Annotated in this window: 11 protein-coding genes; 1 reads left to right on the top strand and 10 read right to left on the bottom strand. The window is 72.3% G+C overall.

Features of this window, described 5'->3' with window-relative positions:
- Window positions 1-29 precede the first annotated feature (29 nt).
- The gene (locus ACFWHU_RS29195; protein ID WP_385797635.1) at window positions 30-428 is read right to left on the bottom strand and encodes a globin; all 399 of its coding nucleotides are present in this window, start codon (window positions 426-428) and stop codon (window positions 30-32) included.
- A gap of 156 nt (window positions 429-584) precedes the next feature.
- Between ACFWHU_RS29195 and ACFWHU_RS29190 the strand changes: the two genes are divergently transcribed.
- Window positions 585-1,610, top strand: a complete 1,026-nt coding sequence (locus ACFWHU_RS29190; protein ID WP_387228430.1) for a methyltransferase domain-containing protein — start codon at window positions 585-587, stop codon at window positions 1,608-1,610.
- On the opposite strand, the gene ACFWHU_RS29185 is transcribed toward ACFWHU_RS29190, so the two are convergent.
- The 9 genes from ACFWHU_RS29185 to ACFWHU_RS29145 form a co-directional block, all read right to left on the bottom strand.
- Window positions 1,591-2,811 carry an FHA domain-containing protein gene (locus ACFWHU_RS29185; protein WP_385797638.1) on the bottom strand — a complete coding sequence of 407 codons (1,221 nt, stop codon included), beginning with the start codon at window positions 2,809-2,811 and terminating at the stop codon, window positions 1,591-1,593. The genes ACFWHU_RS29190 and ACFWHU_RS29185 overlap by 20 nt on opposite strands.
- Window positions 2,812-2,877: 66 nt before the next feature.
- A complete protein-coding gene (locus ACFWHU_RS29180; protein WP_385797640.1) occupies window positions 2,878-4,230 on the bottom strand; it encodes a VWA domain-containing protein in 1,353 nt (450 codons plus the stop codon).
- Window positions 4,231-4,377: 147 nt separating this feature from the next.
- Window positions 4,378-5,865, bottom strand: a complete 1,488-nt coding sequence (locus ACFWHU_RS29175) for a PP2C family serine/threonine-protein phosphatase (RefSeq protein WP_387228427.1) — start codon at window positions 5,863-5,865, stop codon at window positions 4,378-4,380.
- 3 nt (window positions 5,866-5,868) lie between these two features.
- Entirely contained in the window at window positions 5,869-8,667 is a 2,799-nt protein-coding gene (locus ACFWHU_RS29170) for a tetratricopeptide repeat protein (protein WP_387228425.1), read from the bottom strand.
- Between the two features lie 82 nt (window positions 8,668-8,749).
- Entirely contained in the window at window positions 8,750-10,078 is a 1,329-nt protein-coding gene (locus ACFWHU_RS29165) for a hypothetical protein (protein ID WP_387228423.1), read from the bottom strand.
- A gap of 124 nt (window positions 10,079-10,202) precedes the next feature.
- Entirely contained in the window at window positions 10,203-11,279 is a 1,077-nt protein-coding gene (locus ACFWHU_RS29160; protein WP_387228421.1) for a glutamate ABC transporter substrate-binding protein, read from the bottom strand.
- 11 nt (window positions 11,280-11,290) lie between these two features.
- Complete coding sequence (locus tag ACFWHU_RS29155) at window positions 11,291-12,691, bottom strand: hypothetical protein (RefSeq protein WP_385797652.1); 1,401 nt, start codon at window positions 12,689-12,691, stop codon at window positions 11,291-11,293.
- Between the two features lie 333 nt (window positions 12,692-13,024).
- The gene (locus tag ACFWHU_RS29150; RefSeq protein WP_385797655.1) at window positions 13,025-14,029 is read right to left on the bottom strand and encodes an N-acetylglucosamine kinase; all 1,005 of its coding nucleotides are present in this window, start codon (window positions 14,027-14,029) and stop codon (window positions 13,025-13,027) included.
- Window positions 14,026-15,300, bottom strand: a complete 1,275-nt coding sequence (locus ACFWHU_RS29145; protein ID WP_385797657.1) for a 6-phospho-beta-glucosidase — start codon at window positions 15,298-15,300, stop codon at window positions 14,026-14,028. Before ACFWHU_RS29145 ends, ACFWHU_RS29150 begins: the two co-directional genes overlap by 4 nt.
- Between the last annotated feature and the right edge of the window lie 5 nt (window positions 15,301-15,305).

Genomic DNA, 15,305 nt, shown 5'->3' with positions numbered 1-15,305 from the left:
GGTCACCGCGTCGGCCGGGGGTAAGCCGCTCAGCTGTTGACCATCGACGCGGCGGCGTACGTCATGTAGTTCCAGAGCTGCTGCTCGTGCTCCTCGGAGAGCTCCAGCTCGTCGATGGCCACCCGCATGTGCCGCAGCCACGCGTCGTGCGCCGCCCGGTCGACGGTGAACGGCGCGTGCCGCATCCGCAGCCGGGGATGGCCCCGGTTGTCGCTGTACGTGCGCGGACCGCCCCAGTACTGGATCAGGAACAGCGTGAACCGCTCCTCGGCCGGCCCCAGATCCTCCTCCGGATACATCGGCCGGAGCAGCGGGTCCTCGGCGACCCCCTGGTAGAACCGGTGGACCAGGCGCCGGAAGGTCTTCTCCCCGCCGACCTGCTCGTAGAAGGTCTGCTCCGAAAGTGTGCCGCGCGGAATCTCGTTCACTCCTCCATGGTCTCAGACCCACCGGCCGAGTACCTGAGGTCTAGGACCCGCCGATCGCCTCCCGGAACCGGCCGGTCGCGCCCCGGAATCCGATTACCCGGGGTCCGGGGGCCGGTACTGCTCGCTTCCGCGCCCGGGACACAGGACAGTGGGGTCATGGGCGTTCACCGCGAGCACCACGAGGCGTACCGGCCGGGCGACGACGAAGATGGCGTCGCCGCGGAGGCGCGTGGCGCCATGGTGCGGGGCATGGTGGACGACGGGTCGCTGGACGACCCGGCCTGGCGCGCGGCGTTCGAGGAGGTGCCGCGCCATCTGTTCGTGCCGTACTACTTCGTCAGCAGACCCGGCGGCCACGACCGGCTGTGGTGCGACGACCCCGATCCCGTCCGGCGGCTTCGCTGGCTGCGCGGCGCGTACGCGGACGGGGCGCTGGCCACCCGCGTACGGGACGGTGAACTGATCTCCTCCAGCAGCCAGCCCTCCCTGATGGCGCGGATGCTCGCGGAGCTGGAGGTGCGCGACGGGCACACCGTCCTGGAGATCGGCGCGGGCACCGGCTACAACGCGGGGCTGCTCTCGCACCGGCTGGGTGACGAGCGCGTGACGACCGTCGATCTGGATCCGGAGATCACGGAGTCCGCCCGTACGCATCTCGCGGCCGCCGGATACCGGCCCGCGGTCGTCACCGGCGACGGCGCGATCGGCTGCCGGCGCCGGGCACCGTTCGACCGGATCATCGCGACCTGCACGCTGTCCGCGGTGCCGTCCGGCTGGCTGGAGCAGTGCGCGGACGGGGCGCGGATCCTGGCGCCGCTGTCCACCGGGCTGATCGCGCTTGACGTCGGCGACGACCTCCACGGCCGTTACGCGGAAGGGCACTTCCTGCACACGTCCGCGTTCTTCGTACCGCTGCGGGGCGGTACGGAGGAGTCGGGGCTGCCGGTCCTCCAGCGGATCGGCGGGCTGCCCAGACGGGCGCTGGAGAACGATCTCTTCCGCTTCATGCTCTCGCTGACCGCGGGCAGCCCGGACCCGCACGAGGCCCTCTCCCTCTGGGAGCGCGAGAAGCGCCCGCAGCGGGAGAGGTTCGGCATCACGGTCGGCCCCGACCGGCAGTGGGCCTGGCTGGACGACCCCTTGGGCCCGTACGTCTGGCCGCTCAGCTCCGGCGGATCGTGATCGTCGTCCAGGCACCGACGTGCACGCGGTCGCCGTCCTTGAGCGGGACGGGGACATACGGCTGGATCGGGTCCTCGGCGCCGTTGAGCGTCGTGCCGTTGGTGGAGTTCTGATCGACCACCGCCCAACTGCCGTCGGGCTGCTGGACCAGGACCGCGTGCTGGTGCGAGACGCCCGGGTCCTCCGGCGGGACGGACAGGTCGACATCGGGGGACTCACCGGTGGAGTGGCGCCGGCGGCCGATGGTGATCTGGTTCCCGGTCATCGGAAGATGCTGTTCCGGTGAGTACGCGGGCAGGTTGAGGCCCGTCGCCTCGGGGCCGCTGCGCTGCATCATCGCCATGAAGTAGTCACGGTCCGGTGCGACGACCGCGGTCCAGTTGCCGGGCGGCTGGTACTGGTGGGGCGGCTGCTGCTGCATCGGGTCGTGCTGCTGCTGGTGCTGCTGCGGCGGCGGACCCTGCTGGAACTGCTGCGGGGGCGCCGAAGCCTGCGCCTGCGAGGGCGGCGGCAGCACCCAGTCGTCGCCACCGGTCTGCTGAGGCGGGGCCGGGGGCCCCGACTGCTGGAACGAGGGGGGTGACGGTGGGCCTTGCTGCTGCTGGTACGGCGGGGGCGGCGGCGGTCCCTGGTGGCCATGAGGCCCGGGAGGTCCGTGCGGTCCGGGAGGCCCAGGGGGGCCGGGATGTCCGGGGGGTCCGCCGTGCGGGCCGGGCCCACCGGGTCCGCCCTGCTGGTCGGGGACCAGCGGTTCGGCGGGCCGGTTCAGCTGGGAGGGGCGCGAGCCCTGGTAGTCGTACGGCTCCGGCGGCCGGGGCGGCGCCTGCTGGGCCTGGAAGCCCGGCGGCAGGTTCAGTCCGGGAGGCGGCGGTCCGCCCGGCCCGCCGGGACCACCCGGTCCACCGGGCTGCTGGTGCTGCGGAGCCAGCGGCGTGTACGAGGTCGCCGTGTTCGTGAGGAAGTTCCACCGGCACTCCTCGCAGAACAGGGCGTTGCCCTCACGCGGAGTACGGCACTGCGGGCAGAGCTCCGCCTGCGCCGTCGCGTTCGGGTCCTGCGGGTAGCCGTAACCGGGCGCGGGCGGTGGTGGGGGAGGCGGCGGCAACGAGCCGGCGGGAGCACCGGCTCCGGCCATGCGATGGCCACAGACCTCGCACCAGTCGTCGGAACCCGACTGGTGTCCGTTCGGGCAAGTCGGCATGTCGGCGCTTCCCCCTCTCCTCGTCCGGCCCGCAGGCCGCGGTTGATCGTTACGTGCCGCTGTTCGCTACTTCTTGACGCGAACTGTTTTCGTCGAGCGAGTTTCCAGTGTCATCTCGTCCGCGTCCGCGACCTTCGCTTTCAGTCGCACAGTACCCGTCGCCGCATCGACCACGTCCACCACCTTCGAAAGCAATTTCGCCGTATCGGCGTTCCCCGAGTCCGACGCGAGCTGTACCGCGCGTCCCAGTTTGGCCGTCGCGCCGTCGAAGTCCCCCGACTTACGGGCCTCCAGGCCCTGTTGGATCACCTGCGCCAGTTCGGCCTGACCCGTGTAGTGCGCGACCTGCGGATTGATGGACGTCGACGCCACCATGTCGTCGGTCCACACCGCCCGTACCAGCCCCTGGGACAGCACCTGCGACGTGCCGTCGGCGGCGGGGAGGATCAGCGAGACCCTGGCCGCCAGCATCTCCTGGCCGACGCCCGCCTCCGGGACCTGGACACATACGTGGTAATCACGGGACTCGTCGCCCCAGGAGCCGGTCGGATAGTCCCCCGCACGGGCGTTGGCGTCCGTACGCCGCTCGGTCAACTCCTCGACCGTCGGCGCCACCTGCTTGACGAACTTGATCTCCACACCGACGGGTGTCCAGAGCCGCAGCGCGACGTCCGCGACCTCCTTGCCCATCGCGTTCTCCATCATCTCGGTGAAGTCGGCGGCCAGGCCCGAGGGATCGGCGACGATGTCCGCCGTACCGAGCATCGCCGAGGCGATGCCTGTGACCTCTTTCACCACCCAGTCCGTGCCGACACCGCGGGCGTCACAGGTGAAACGGCCCGCGCAGGCGTCGAGCGAGGCGCGCAGATCTTCCGGCGTCTCGTGCTCGTTACGGCCGTCGGTCAGCAGGATGCCGTGCCTGATCGACACATCGGCCGAGGCCAGCAGCCGGTCCGCGAGCCGCAGCCAGGTGCCGATCGCCGTACCGCCGCCCGCGCTCAGCTTGCGCAGGGCGTTCTTGGCCTCCGCGCGGGTGCCGGCGTCCGCGACCGCGAGCCGGCCCTCGCCCGGGTAGACCTCCTTGGCCACGTGCGTGCCGGCCACCACGGCGAACGCGACACCGTCGCGCAGCGTGTCGATGGCGGCGGACGTGGCATCGCGCGCGTTGCGCATCTTCGTCGGCGGGTAGTCCATCGACCCCGAGCAGTCGACCATGATCACCACGGCCGCGTTCGGGCTCCGGCCCGGCGTCGTCGCCGCCGGGGACGCTCCCGTGAGCGGCGCCCCGCCGCTCGTACCACCCCCGGTGGACGTGACCGTCACGATCGCGTTCACCTCGCGCCCGCCTTCCGGCAGGAACTCGTTCTGGTACACCTCGACGGAGAACTGCGGCACTGTCGACTTGGAGAAGTTCGCCATCTGTATCGGCTCCTTGACGCTCCACTGGCAAAAAAATCTAAGACTTGAGAGGGACAGCGGGGCAACAGGCGGACGTGCCCCCGGGGTTGGACCGGGCGTCGGCCAAGGGGTCGCCACCGCGGTCCGGTGGTCCGGGCAGTGGGGTGCTCAGGCCGGGCTGTAGGCGGATCCTGCCCCTTGCTGCGGTACGGCGAACGGCAGCAGGGCCACTGTTACGTTGTCGTGGCCCCCGCCGTCGAGCGCGTGGCCGACCAGCACCTGGGCGCTGTGCAGGGGCCGCCCGGCGGCGTCGGGCGGCAGGACCCGGGCCATCTCCTGCGGGCTCTCCGCGTAGTTCCACAGACCGTCCGTGCAGACCACCACGACACCGGGGCGGTCCGGTTTGAAGGACGCCGTGTGCGGTTCGAGTTCGTACGCGTCGGCGCCGAGCCAGCCGGTGATGGCGTGGGCGCGTTCGTCCGCGTACGCCTCCGCCTCGTTCATCAGGCCCGCGGCGACCATCTGGGCCGCCCAGGAGTCGTCCTCGGTGAGCCGCGCGGGTGGGCCGGTGCGGTCGTCGGGCACCCAGTAGGCGCGGCTGTCGCCGACCCAGCCGACGACCAGCAGCCCGCTCGCCACGACCGCGCCGACGATCGTGCACGCGGGCGCGTTCTGAGCGCGGTGCGCGGCCTCGTGCTCGCCGGCCCGACCCGGCCGGGTGGCAAGGAGGTTGACGGCCTCGGCGGCGGCCACGATCGCCTCGTGCATCGCCTGCTGCGGGTGCGTGCCGCGCGGCAGAGCCGCCAGCAGCACCTCGTTGGCGGTGACCGAGGCCGCCGCCGACGCCTCGTCGGGACGGGTCGCCGACGACACGCCGTCGCAGACGATCGCGATCACGGCAGGCGTGCCGTCGGGCAGGGCGGCCGACGACACGGCGAACGCGTCCTCGTTGCGGTGGTGGCGCAGTCCGCGGTCGCTGACCGCCGCCACGGAGTCCAGCTCCTGCTCGACATGGTCGCGCTCGCGGGGCTGGGCGTGACCGCAGTTCTCGCAGTAGCCGTCGGTGTCGACATGGCCGGCGCGGCAGGCCACGCAGAGCTTCGTACCGGCCGGGGCGGCGGGCGGCGCCGTACGCGGGTCGGCAGGGTCGGCGGAGGCCACCGGGTCGGGGTCCGACGAACGGTGATCGGTGACGTGGGGCATCGCGGGCGGAGCCCCGACGGCCGCGTCGGGCGCCGAGGCCGGCGCGGGCAGTTCGAAGTCACCGGCCGGAGTGGGCCCGGCCGACGGCGCGGGCCGGTGCCCGGCCGAGACGTGCCCGGACAGCGGCACCCCGGTCGAGTCGAGGCCGGGCAGCTCGCCGGGCAGATGCACCGGGGCGGGCGTGTTCGTGCTGTCCCGGTCGGCGGCGGTGGGCCAGTCGACGGCGCCCGCAGGACCGGCGCCCGCAGGACCGGCGCCCGCAGGACCGGCCCCCGAAGCGGCCTCAACCGGCGCCAGGGCGCCGTTGATGACGATCGTGGGGTGGTCGTCCGGGGGCGGGGGCACGGCCGACAGGTCGTACCCGCACGCACCACAGAACAGGTCGCCCGACTCCAGCGGCTCCTCGCAACCGGGGCACCTCGAAAGGGCTGTCGGCTGGTGCATCTGCGACATCAATCACACCCACGTCCGGGGGCGGAAGCGGTTGGCCCGCTCCACCAGGTCGATCCTCTCCTCGCCACGCTGAGCGAGCCGGGCGAGCACCCGGTACGAGCGTTCCAGTCCCAAGCGCAGACCGCGCTCGTCCAGTTCACTGCCGAGCAGCATGGTCTCTCCGGGCCGATTCCCTGGACCACCGGAGAGTACCCAGTCCAGAGCCGTGCCCAGTACCTCTGTCGACAACTGCTCGCGCCGCATCGCGTCCAGACCGAACTGGCCCAGCCGCGAAATCTGGTCGGCGGCGGCCCGCAGATCGTCGATCAGCGGTGTGTCCGCCGTGGCCCCCGCCGTGCTGGAGGGCCACTGCGAGCGCAGGTCACGGCGGCGCAGCCGCGACCTGACGGCCGCGATCCTGGCCGCCGTGTAGTGGATCGACGCCTCGGGAACCGACTCCAGCGTCCGTACGGCTCCGGTCCGGTCACCCGCCGCGTTCTGCACCCGCGCGAGACCGAAGGCGGCGCTGACATAGCTCGGATCCGTCATCCATACGAGGCGGTAGTACTCGGCCGCGTTGTCGAGCTGGCCGAGCACCTCGGCGCAGACCCCGAGCGCCAGCTTCGGCGCAGCCTCGCCGGGGAACGCGTCGTAGATCGCGTCGAAGGAGAGCGCGGCGATCTCGTGCTCACCCGTCACGAGCGAGGCGAGACCCCGGTACCAGACCACCCGCCAGTCGTCGGCGTGGCGCGCTTCGAGCTCGGTCAACGCCTCGGAGGCCGTGACCAGTTCACCCATCTCCAGCCGGGCGCGCAGCTCGCGCAGCCGGCGCTCGACGGAGTCGGCGGGGGCCGCCGCGAGAGCGGAGATCAGCTCGGCGGGGGCGGAGGCCATCAGACCGGCCAGGAAGCCGGCGTTGGGGTCGTTCGCGTCGACCCGCGGCACCGGCAGCGCCAGCGCGGTGGCGCCCGCGTCGATGCGCGCGAGCGGGGCCCCGGTCTCCAGGGACTCACCGGCGGGGGAGGCGGGGACGCCGCCGCCCGGCGCGGTCCGGGGCGCCGGAACGCCGCCCCGAGCGCCGTTCCCGGGCGGGAGTTGGGGCTGCACCCCGAAGGGCGCGGGGGGCGGCGGCATCGCCGGCCGGCCGGGCAGCGGTACGGGCGCGGGCGCGCCGTTGCCCGCGCCCGGCGGGGGCGGGGCGACACCGGAGAAGCCCGAACCGATCGCCGCCCTGCTCGTGTCACCGTTCGCGCTCACCGGGGCCTTGTCGCGGCGTCCGAACAGACCGGAGCGCACCGGCTCCGGGCGCAGCCCCAGCCGTGACACGTCCTGTGAGGCGTCGGCGAACAACCGCGTGTCCGTGACGCGCAGTTCCGTACCGAACTGCGTCGAGAGCGCGGGCCGGGGACGCCCCGTCTGCAACGCGACGACCTCCCGCAGCACCCCGGTCAGCTGCTCGGCCATCTCCTGCGCCGAGGCGAACCGCCGCGCCGGATCCGGGTCCGTCGCCCGCACCAGCAACCGGTAGAACGACTCGTACTTGCGGAACACGTCGATGTTGTCCGGGTCCGGCAGCGAGTCCACGAACACGTTCGTGTACCCCTGGAAGTCGAACGTCAGCACCGCGAGCGTGCGCGCCACCGTGTACAGGTCGGAGGCCACCGACGGGCCCACCTCGGCGACCTCCGGTGCCTGGTAGCCGACGGTGCCGTAGATCGCCGACTCCTCGTCGTCCATCCTGCGGACCGCGCCCATGTCGATGAGCTTGAGCTGGTCCTCGGACTGGATCGCGTTGTCGACCTTGAAGTCGCAGTAGAGCAGATTGCGGCTGTGCAGATGCCCGAGGGCCTCCAGCGCCTCGATGCCGTACGCGCACGCCTGCTCGACCGGCAGCGGGTCGCGCTTGCCGTCCGGGCCGCGCCGCTCGTTGGCGATCTCCTTGAGCGCCTTGCCGCCCACGTACTCCATAACGATGTAGCCGTCCATGGAGCCGGTCCGCTGGTCGAGATGTTCCACGAAGTTGTAGATGCGGACGATGTTGGAGTGCTCGATCTCCGCGAGGAAGCGCCGCTCGGAGATCGCCGCCTCCATGGCGTCCTGGTCGCCCGTGTCGAGCAGACCCTTGAGGACCACCCAGCGGTCGGAGACCGCGCGGTCGACGGCGAGATAGATCCAGCCCAGACCGCCGTGCGCCAGACAGCCCGCGACCTCGTACTGCCCGTGGACGATGTCGCCCTCGCGCAGCTTCGGCATGAACGAGTACGGGTGCCCGCACTTGGTGCAGAACCCCTCCGTACGCCCCGGCCGCTCACCGCGCGAACGACCCACCTGCGCGCCGCAGTCGGAACGCGAGCAGTACCGCTTGCGCTCCGGGACCTCGGCGCTCGCCATCACCGCCGAGCGTGGATCGGGCCTCGGTACGTCCGGCACGGAGACGAGGCCCGCGCCCAGCCGGTTGCGCCCCGAAGCGGCGGTGGCGGCGCCGGAGCTGCGGACCGAGACCGACCGGCTGGAGAGCCGGCCCGACAGCGAACGCGACAGCCGCCCCGAGACCGAACGCCGCGACGTCGACGAGCGCGAGGAGGCGCGCGACGACGCGCGGGACGAACCGCTGCGCGTCGAACCGCTGCCGCGGCCACTGCCCTTGCCGCCGGCCCTGCTGTCCCTGCCACCGCCGGTGATCCCGGTCGGCGGGGACGACACCATGCCGGTCGGCGAGACGACCGGCGCCAGACCGCAGGTGTCGCAGTACAGCTCACCGCCGCCCATGTCCTCGTAACTGCCCTCGCAGCCGGGGCGCTGGCAACTCCTCGTCCCGCTCATCGTTCCCCCCGTTCGCCCATGTCGTTCGTACCGTTCGTTCCGCCGGTGCCGCTCGGTCTCCCGATCACTGCCCTGTCGGCGCTCACGCGCTCCCCCCGCGGTCGGTGGGCCCGGGCTGCCGCTGGGCAAGTGCCTCGGCCGCCGCCTGCTGGTAGCGCAGCACCGCCTGCTCGGCGACGCGCAGATCGCAGGGAGCGCTCCAGAGCATCCGGCGGGCCGCGTCGTAGCGCTCGGTCAGCAGCAGGTCCTCGGCGAGCCCGTGCCTGGCGACCTTCGCCTTGTACGCGTCGAGCCTGCCGCGCAGCTCGGCCCGGACCGCGAGCGGGGCCGTGACGGCCGTCAACGACTCGCGGGCCCGGTGCAGTTCGTCGTCCGCCTCGCGCTCCAGGGACTCCAGCAGCGGGGAGAGGCGGTGCCACTGCGCGTGTCTGCGGTACTCGGCGGCCGTCGACAGCCGCTCCTGGAGCGCCGTCGGCGGACCGCTCACCGCGGGCACCTCAGACGCGGCGATCTTCGCCAGCACCTCGCCTCGGGCCGACCGCGCCTCGGTGAGCGTACGGTCGGCGCGCGACAGCACGTCGCGCAGCCGCAGCAGCCGCGCCTCCGAGTCCTGCCGCACCGTCAGGACCGCGTCGATCTCGCGGCGTACGTCCTCCAGCGCGCGGGCCGCCCGGTCGTAGCGCTCGGTGTCGGGCCGGCCGCCACCGGGCGCCGAACTGCCGTGCACCGGCTGCCAGAAGGCCAGCGGATCGGAGATCACCTGGGCACGCAGCGTGGACAGCTCGTCGGTGATCGCCTCCAGTTCGTCACCCGCCGGGTGCTCCCCGGGCCGTACCCCGGCTGAGTGCGCCAGCGAACGGGTGCGGTTCAGCTCGGCCGCGAGCAGGTCTATCCGGGCGGGCAGCGCCGACCAGACGGAGTCCGACGCCACGACCATGTCCAGCGACTGCGCGTACAGCTCGTTCATCCGCGCAACCAGCTCGGCGAGCGAGAACTGCTCGGAGAGCTTCGCCGGTCCCGCGATGGACGGGGTGGCGGTGGCGGAGCCCGCGACCGTGACGCTGCGGCCCCGCAGCTTCTCGGTCAGGTCCACCAGGTCCTGCTGGTTGAGCCAGCGCAGCCGGGCGCGGGCCTCGCGGGCGCCGCGCAGGGCGGCGGCGTAGGCGTCGAAGTAGCTCCACAGAAGGGTGATCGTCTGTTCGGTGGTGGCCCAGCGGTCCTTGGTGACCCCGGACAGGGCGGCCCCTTCGAGGAGCCGCCGGCCCGCGTGGTCCTGGAGGGCGAGCAGGGACGTCTCGATCGCCTCGTGCTCCGCGCCGAGGCGCGCGAGGGCACGATCCGCCTCGTCCCGGTCCATGGCAGGACCGGCCGACTTCCCCGTCGAGCCGGGGAAGGAGCCCGAGTCGCCCATCGATCACCTCTCCGCTCTGCCCTGGCCGCCGGCGCCGTTGTCCGGTGCCGGTGCGCGATCTTCCGTTCTGGTTCCGCCTCTTCGGGGCGTCCGTGCCCGGACCCTGACTCCGGGACCTCGGCCCTCAATCCTTGTACTTGGCCTTGGGCGCCGCGGTTATGCCTGGCAGACCGGCTTTCAGCCACTGGTCGTACGACCGCATCCAGAGGCTGTCGGCGCCGCCCGCGCGGTAGTCCTCCAGGACCTGGTTGACCCGGCGCACCAGGTCGTCGCTGCCGAGCTTGGCCGCGACGCCGTAGTACTCCTCGGTGAACGGCTCGCCCACCAGCTCGACCGCCGGATCCTGCGCCGCCTGGCCCGCCGCGAGCGCGTTGTCGGTGACGACCGCGTCGACCTCGCCCATCTGGAGCCGCACCAGGCAGTCCAGCTGGTTCGACACCGTCAGCTTGTCCTCGTCCTGGTCGGTCCCGTCGTGCTCGTCCTTGAAGATCGCGCCGAACGACTTGTCCACGAGCGCGTCGTACGCCGTCGAGCCCGACGCCGAACAGACGCGCTTGCCGGACAGCGACTCGTCGTACCCCGTGATGTCCGAGCCCCTGGGCACGAGCACCTGCTGGCCGGCCTGGAAGTAGGCGGTGGAGAAGGAGACCTTCTCGAGACGCTTGCAGTTGATCGTCATGGTCCGTACGACCAGGTCGACCGTGCCGTTCTCCAGGGACTGTTCGCGCAGATTGGTGGGGATGGCGCGGAAGATGATGTCGTCGGGGGAGCCGAGGATGTCCTTGGCGATCTCCCGCGCGAGGTCGATGTCGAAGCCCTCGATGGTGCCGGTCGCGGGGTTGCGATAACCCCAGCTGAAGCTGTTCTGGTCGATGCCGACGATCAGTTTGCCCTGGGCCCGGATGCGCTCGACGGCCGGTCCGTCCGCGTTGTCGGGCCGCAGGCTGCGCTCCGGTTCGCCGCAGTCCGGCGCCGTCTCGGCGGCGGGCGCGGCCTCGGCGGTGACCTGCCTCGGCTCCCCGCCCTCACCGGTACGGCTGTCGCGTGACAGCGGCAGGAGGGCGAGCGTCGCCGTCAGCGCGACGGCGGCGGCGACCGTGACTCCCGTACGGCGGGCGGTCGGGCGACGGTCGGTCCCCTGCGGCCCATACGGCTCGCGCGGCCCGTCCGTGCCCGTCGGGTCCGTGGTGTCGGCTGTCATTCCTCCCCCTGTCACCGGTACTCCGAAAGCCTGCGGTTGATACCCAGGATCGCGCCCACCGCGCCGAGCAGGGCCAGCACCAAGGCCCCGATCGACAGGCCCGTCAGCGCGTCCCGGCCGGAATCGGCGGCGTCGGTGAACTCCCGCTGTTCGTGGCCGATCGCCTTCTCCAGCGCGTCGTCCACCCGGTCGAACGACTCGCCCGTCGAGTCCTTGTCGCCGATGACCTTCGCCAGCGCGCCCTCGTAGTCACCGGCCTTGTCGGTGTCGTTCGCCGACTTGTGGAGCTTCTGCCACTCGGTGGCCGCCGTGCGGGCGACGCCGACCGGCTCGGAGCCCGCGCTGTCGTCGGCGAGCTTCCGCGCCTTCTCCAGCGCGGCACCGAGCTCCTTCATGTCGGCCTGGTGGTCCGTCTCGTACCGGTCGCTCTTGCCGTCCTTCGTCAGGACGGCGCCGCGTGCGACCAGCGTCAGGTTTTCGTTCGCGCGCGCCTTCAGCGAGCTGATCCGGGCGTCGTTGAGGACCGTCAGCGACGCCTGGCCGTGCGCGTTCGCGTCGTTGAGCTGCGTACGCGCCACCGTGTGGCCCACCGCGAGCCACAGCAGCACGACGGTGGCGGTGGCCGTCGCCGCCAGCAGACCGTGGTTGAACACCCTGTTCGTCCGGTGGTAGTTGCGCCGCTGCGCCCAGGCCAGCACACCCAGCGCCACGACACCGGCGGCGAGGGACAGGAACGGCCATGCCCGCGCGTCCCCCTGGTCCCGGTCGAGCTGTGCCGTCTCCGACGCGTACAGCTTCTCGGCCGCCGGCAGGATCTCCTTCGTCATCTTCTGGTTGGCGTAGCGCAGATAGGCGCCGCCCAGCGGCAGTCCCTGCCGGTTGTTGGCCCGCGCGCGCTCGATCAGACCCGTGTAGAGCGGGAGTTGTTCGTTGAGCGTGGCGATCTGGCTGCGGGACTCGCTGGAACCCTCCGTGTTCGCCGCGGCCTTGACCAGCAGCAGTGACGCGGTCTCGATGTCGTCCTTGTAGAGCTGCTGCACCTTCGCCGGCTCCTGCGCGCCCGCCAGGAAGCCGCTCGCGGCGGCCGTGTCGGCGCCGGCCAGCGAGCGATAGATGTTCGCCGCGTCCGCGCTCAGCGGCTGGCTGCGGTCGACGACGTCGTCGGCGGCGACGGACCGGTCGCCGACCTCGAAGGCCGTCACCGCTCCGAACACCACGACGAGCAGGGCCAGTACGGCCCCGATGATCTGGAGCCGGCCCGGCTCCGTCGTCGCCGCCGCGCGCAGGCGCTCCCTGCCCTCGGCCCACGCACCATGCCGCGCGGGTGGTGGCGCGGATGGCGGAGCCGACGGCGCGGGCGCGTGCGTCGGTGCCGGAACAGGCGCTGTGCGCACATTCGGCGGGTATGTCACTCGACCTCCCCCTAGGTCCTGTCGACGGCGTCGCGCTCTTCGGCGGAACGTGGGACGACTCCCGGCCAGCAGTATGGCCGCAGGGACCGGCGTCCACACAAGGCTTGACTGGATCTTGTGCGGACGGAACCTGCCGACGGAACACGATCTCCCCAGCGTGCTCCCCCCATTGAATACGTCAGGAACCCGTGATCGGTTCCCACTCGCGAGGGTTCGATCACGGGTCCGAGGGTGTACGCGCCCGGTGCACGCCCGGCACATACCCGGTTCGCGTTCGGCGCGCGCCCGGCGCCGGGCTCCCGAGTCGGCGCCGGGCGCGCCGAAACGACCGCGTCAGGCGTAGTGCGCGCGCAGCCTGGCGTGCGCCTGGGGCGCGGCGCCGGTGTGATCGAGCCCCAGCAGCCCGGCGCCCAGCACCGGCGGCGCCGTCACCACCCCCACCACGGCCTTCGGCGCGCGGGCCGCGAGCAGTTCCCGGATCCCGTCGTCCAGTCGCGGGTGCCGGGCCGCCAGCACACTGCCGCCCAGCAGCACCGGCACCTCCTCGTCCAGCAGCCCCAGCCGCTCCAGCGCCACCCCCGCCAGCGCCACGACCTCCGTGGCGAGCCGGTCGACCACCGACCGGGCCACAGCGTCGCCCGCCGCACCGGTCGCGAAGAGGACCGGCGTCAGTTCGTGCCTGCGCCCGTACGGGATGTGCCCCAGATGCAGCGCCTCGATCAGCGCGTACACCGAGTCCAGGCCGAAGTGCGCCGGCACCGTACGCATCAGCTCCGTCGGCTCGCCCCGCCCGTCCTCGGCGCGCGCCGCGAACCACAGCGCCTCCTCGGAGAGCCCTGAGCCACCTCCCCAGTCGCCGGAGATCCGGCCGATCGCGGGGAAGCGCGCCGTACGGCCGTCCGGCAGCATGCCCACGCAGTTGATGCCCGCGCCGCACACGACGGCGACTCCGCGCGGTTCGGCGCCGCCGGGCAGCCCGGCACGCAGTATCGCGAAGGTGTCGTTGCGCACCTCCGTGGTGCGGGCCCAGCCGCGCCGCTGTACGGCCGCCGCCAACTCCCGCTCCTCCACCGGCAGATCGGCGTTGGCCAGACACGCGGAGACATGCCCGGCGATGGCCTCCGTACGGAGGCCGGCGTCGGCCGCCGCGTCGGCGACGATCGCGGCGAGCCGGTCGATCGCCGGTTCCACGCCGACGACGGGCGGCTGGAAGCCGCCGCCGCGGGCCGCGCCGAGCACATACCCGTCCGCACCGATCACGGCCACATCGGTCTTGCTGTTACCGGCGTCGACGGCCAGGACGCTCCCGCGTCCCGCCGCCGGCTCGGTCCGGCTCATGCCCACGCGAGATGCTCCCGGTTGTGCGCGATCAGTCGGTCGGTGAGGCCCTCGGCGTACTCGTACTGACCGATCAGCGGGTGGGACAGCAGCGCCTTGTAGACGCGGTCGCGGCCGCCGTGCAGCGCGGCGTGGAGCGCCAGCTCCTCGTACGCGGTCACGTTCGCGATCAGCCCCGCGTACAGCGGGTCGACCTCGGCCACGGCCAGCGGCGTCGCCCCGGAGGCGTCGATCCTGGCCTGCACCTCGATCACCGCGTCGTCGGCGAGGAACGGCAGGGTGCCGTTGTTGTACGTGTTGACGACCTGGACCGGGCTGCCGCCGCTGCCCGCGTCGCCCAGCAGCGAGGCGGCCAGATCGACCGCGGCCTCGCTGTAGAAGGCGCCGCCGCGCTTGGCCAGCAGTTCGGGCTTCTCGTCCAGCGCCGGGTCGCCGTACATCTCCAGCAACCGCGCCTCCATCTCGGCCACTTCCGCGGCCCGCGACGGCTTGGTGCCCAGCTCCCGGACGACCTCGTCGTGCGCGTAGAAGTAGCGCAGGTAGTACGAGGGCACCACCCCGAGGGTGTCGAGCACCCGGCGCGGCAGCCGCAGGTCGTCCGCGATCGCGTCGCCGTGCTCGGCGATCAGCTTGGGCAGCATGTCCTCGCCGTCGGGACCGCCGAGCCGTACGCTGCGCTCCCAGGTCAGATGATTGAGCCCGATGTGCTCCAGATGAACGGCCGAGGGGGCGACGTCCAGCAGCTTCGCGAACTTCCGCTGGAAGCCGATCGCGACGTTGCACAGCCCTATCGCCTTGTGCCCCGCCTGGAGCAGGGCGCGCGTCACGATCCCCACCGGGTTGGTGAAGTCGATGATCCACGCGTCCGGGTTGGCGCGCCGTACCCGCTCGGCGATGTCCAGCACGACCGGGACCGTACGCAGCGCCTTGGCGAGACCGCCCGCGCCCGTCGTCTCCTGGCCGACGCAGCCGCACTCCAGCGGCCACGTCTCGTCGCCCAGGCGCGCGGCCTGTCCGCCGACGCGCAGTTGGAGGAGGACGGCGTCGGCGCCGGCCACGCCCGCGTCCAGGTCGGACGTCGTGACGATCTTGCCGGGGTGCCCCTGCTTGGCGAAGATCCGCCGCGCGAGACCGCCCACCAGCTCCAGCCGGTCGGCCGCCGGGTCGACGAGTACGAGCTCACTGATCGGGAGCGTGTCCCTCAACCGGGCGAAGCCGTCGATCAACTCAGGTGTATAGGTGGACCCGCCACCCACTACTGCGAGCTTCATGTGTG

The organism is Streptomyces sp. NPDC060366 (assembly GCF_042725135.1).
GTDB lineage: Bacteria > Actinomycetota > Actinomycetes > Streptomycetales > Streptomycetaceae > Streptomyces.
Note: the sequence above shows the minus strand (reverse complement) of the source record. Positions and strands in the feature narration are given on the sequence as shown.

Excerpts from the sequence above, each read along its gene's own strand:
- ACFWHU_RS29145 (WP_385797657.1), bottom strand. The coding sequence starts at position 15,300 with ATGAAGCTCGCAGTAGTGGGTGGCGGGTCCACCTATACACCTGAGTTG.
- ACFWHU_RS29180 (WP_385797640.1), bottom strand. The coding sequence starts at position 4,230 with ATGGCGAACTTCTCCAAGTCGACAGTGCCGCAGTTCTCCGTCGAGGTG.
- ACFWHU_RS29170 (WP_387228425.1), bottom strand. The coding sequence starts at position 8,667 with ATGAGCGGGACGAGGAGTTGCCAGCGCCCCGGCTGCGAGGGCAGTTAC.
- ACFWHU_RS29190 (WP_387228430.1), top strand. The coding sequence starts at position 585 with ATGGGCGTTCACCGCGAGCACCACGAGGCGTACCGGCCGGGCGACGAC.
- ACFWHU_RS29175 (WP_387228427.1), bottom strand. The coding sequence starts at position 5,865 with ATGTCGCAGATGCACCAGCCGACAGCCCTTTCGAGGTGCCCCGGTTGC.
- ACFWHU_RS29150 (WP_385797655.1), bottom strand. The coding sequence starts at position 14,029 with ATGAGCCGGACCGAGCCGGCGGCGGGACGCGGGAGCGTCCTGGCCGTC.
- ACFWHU_RS29185 (WP_385797638.1), bottom strand. The coding sequence starts at position 2,811 with ATGCCGACTTGCCCGAACGGACACCAGTCGGGTTCCGACGACTGGTGC.
- ACFWHU_RS29165 (WP_387228423.1), bottom strand. The coding sequence starts at position 10,078 with ATGGGCGACTCGGGCTCCTTCCCCGGCTCGACGGGGAAGTCGGCCGGT.
- ACFWHU_RS29160 (WP_387228421.1), bottom strand. The coding sequence starts at position 11,279 with ATGACAGCCGACACCACGGACCCGACGGGCACGGACGGGCCGCGCGAG.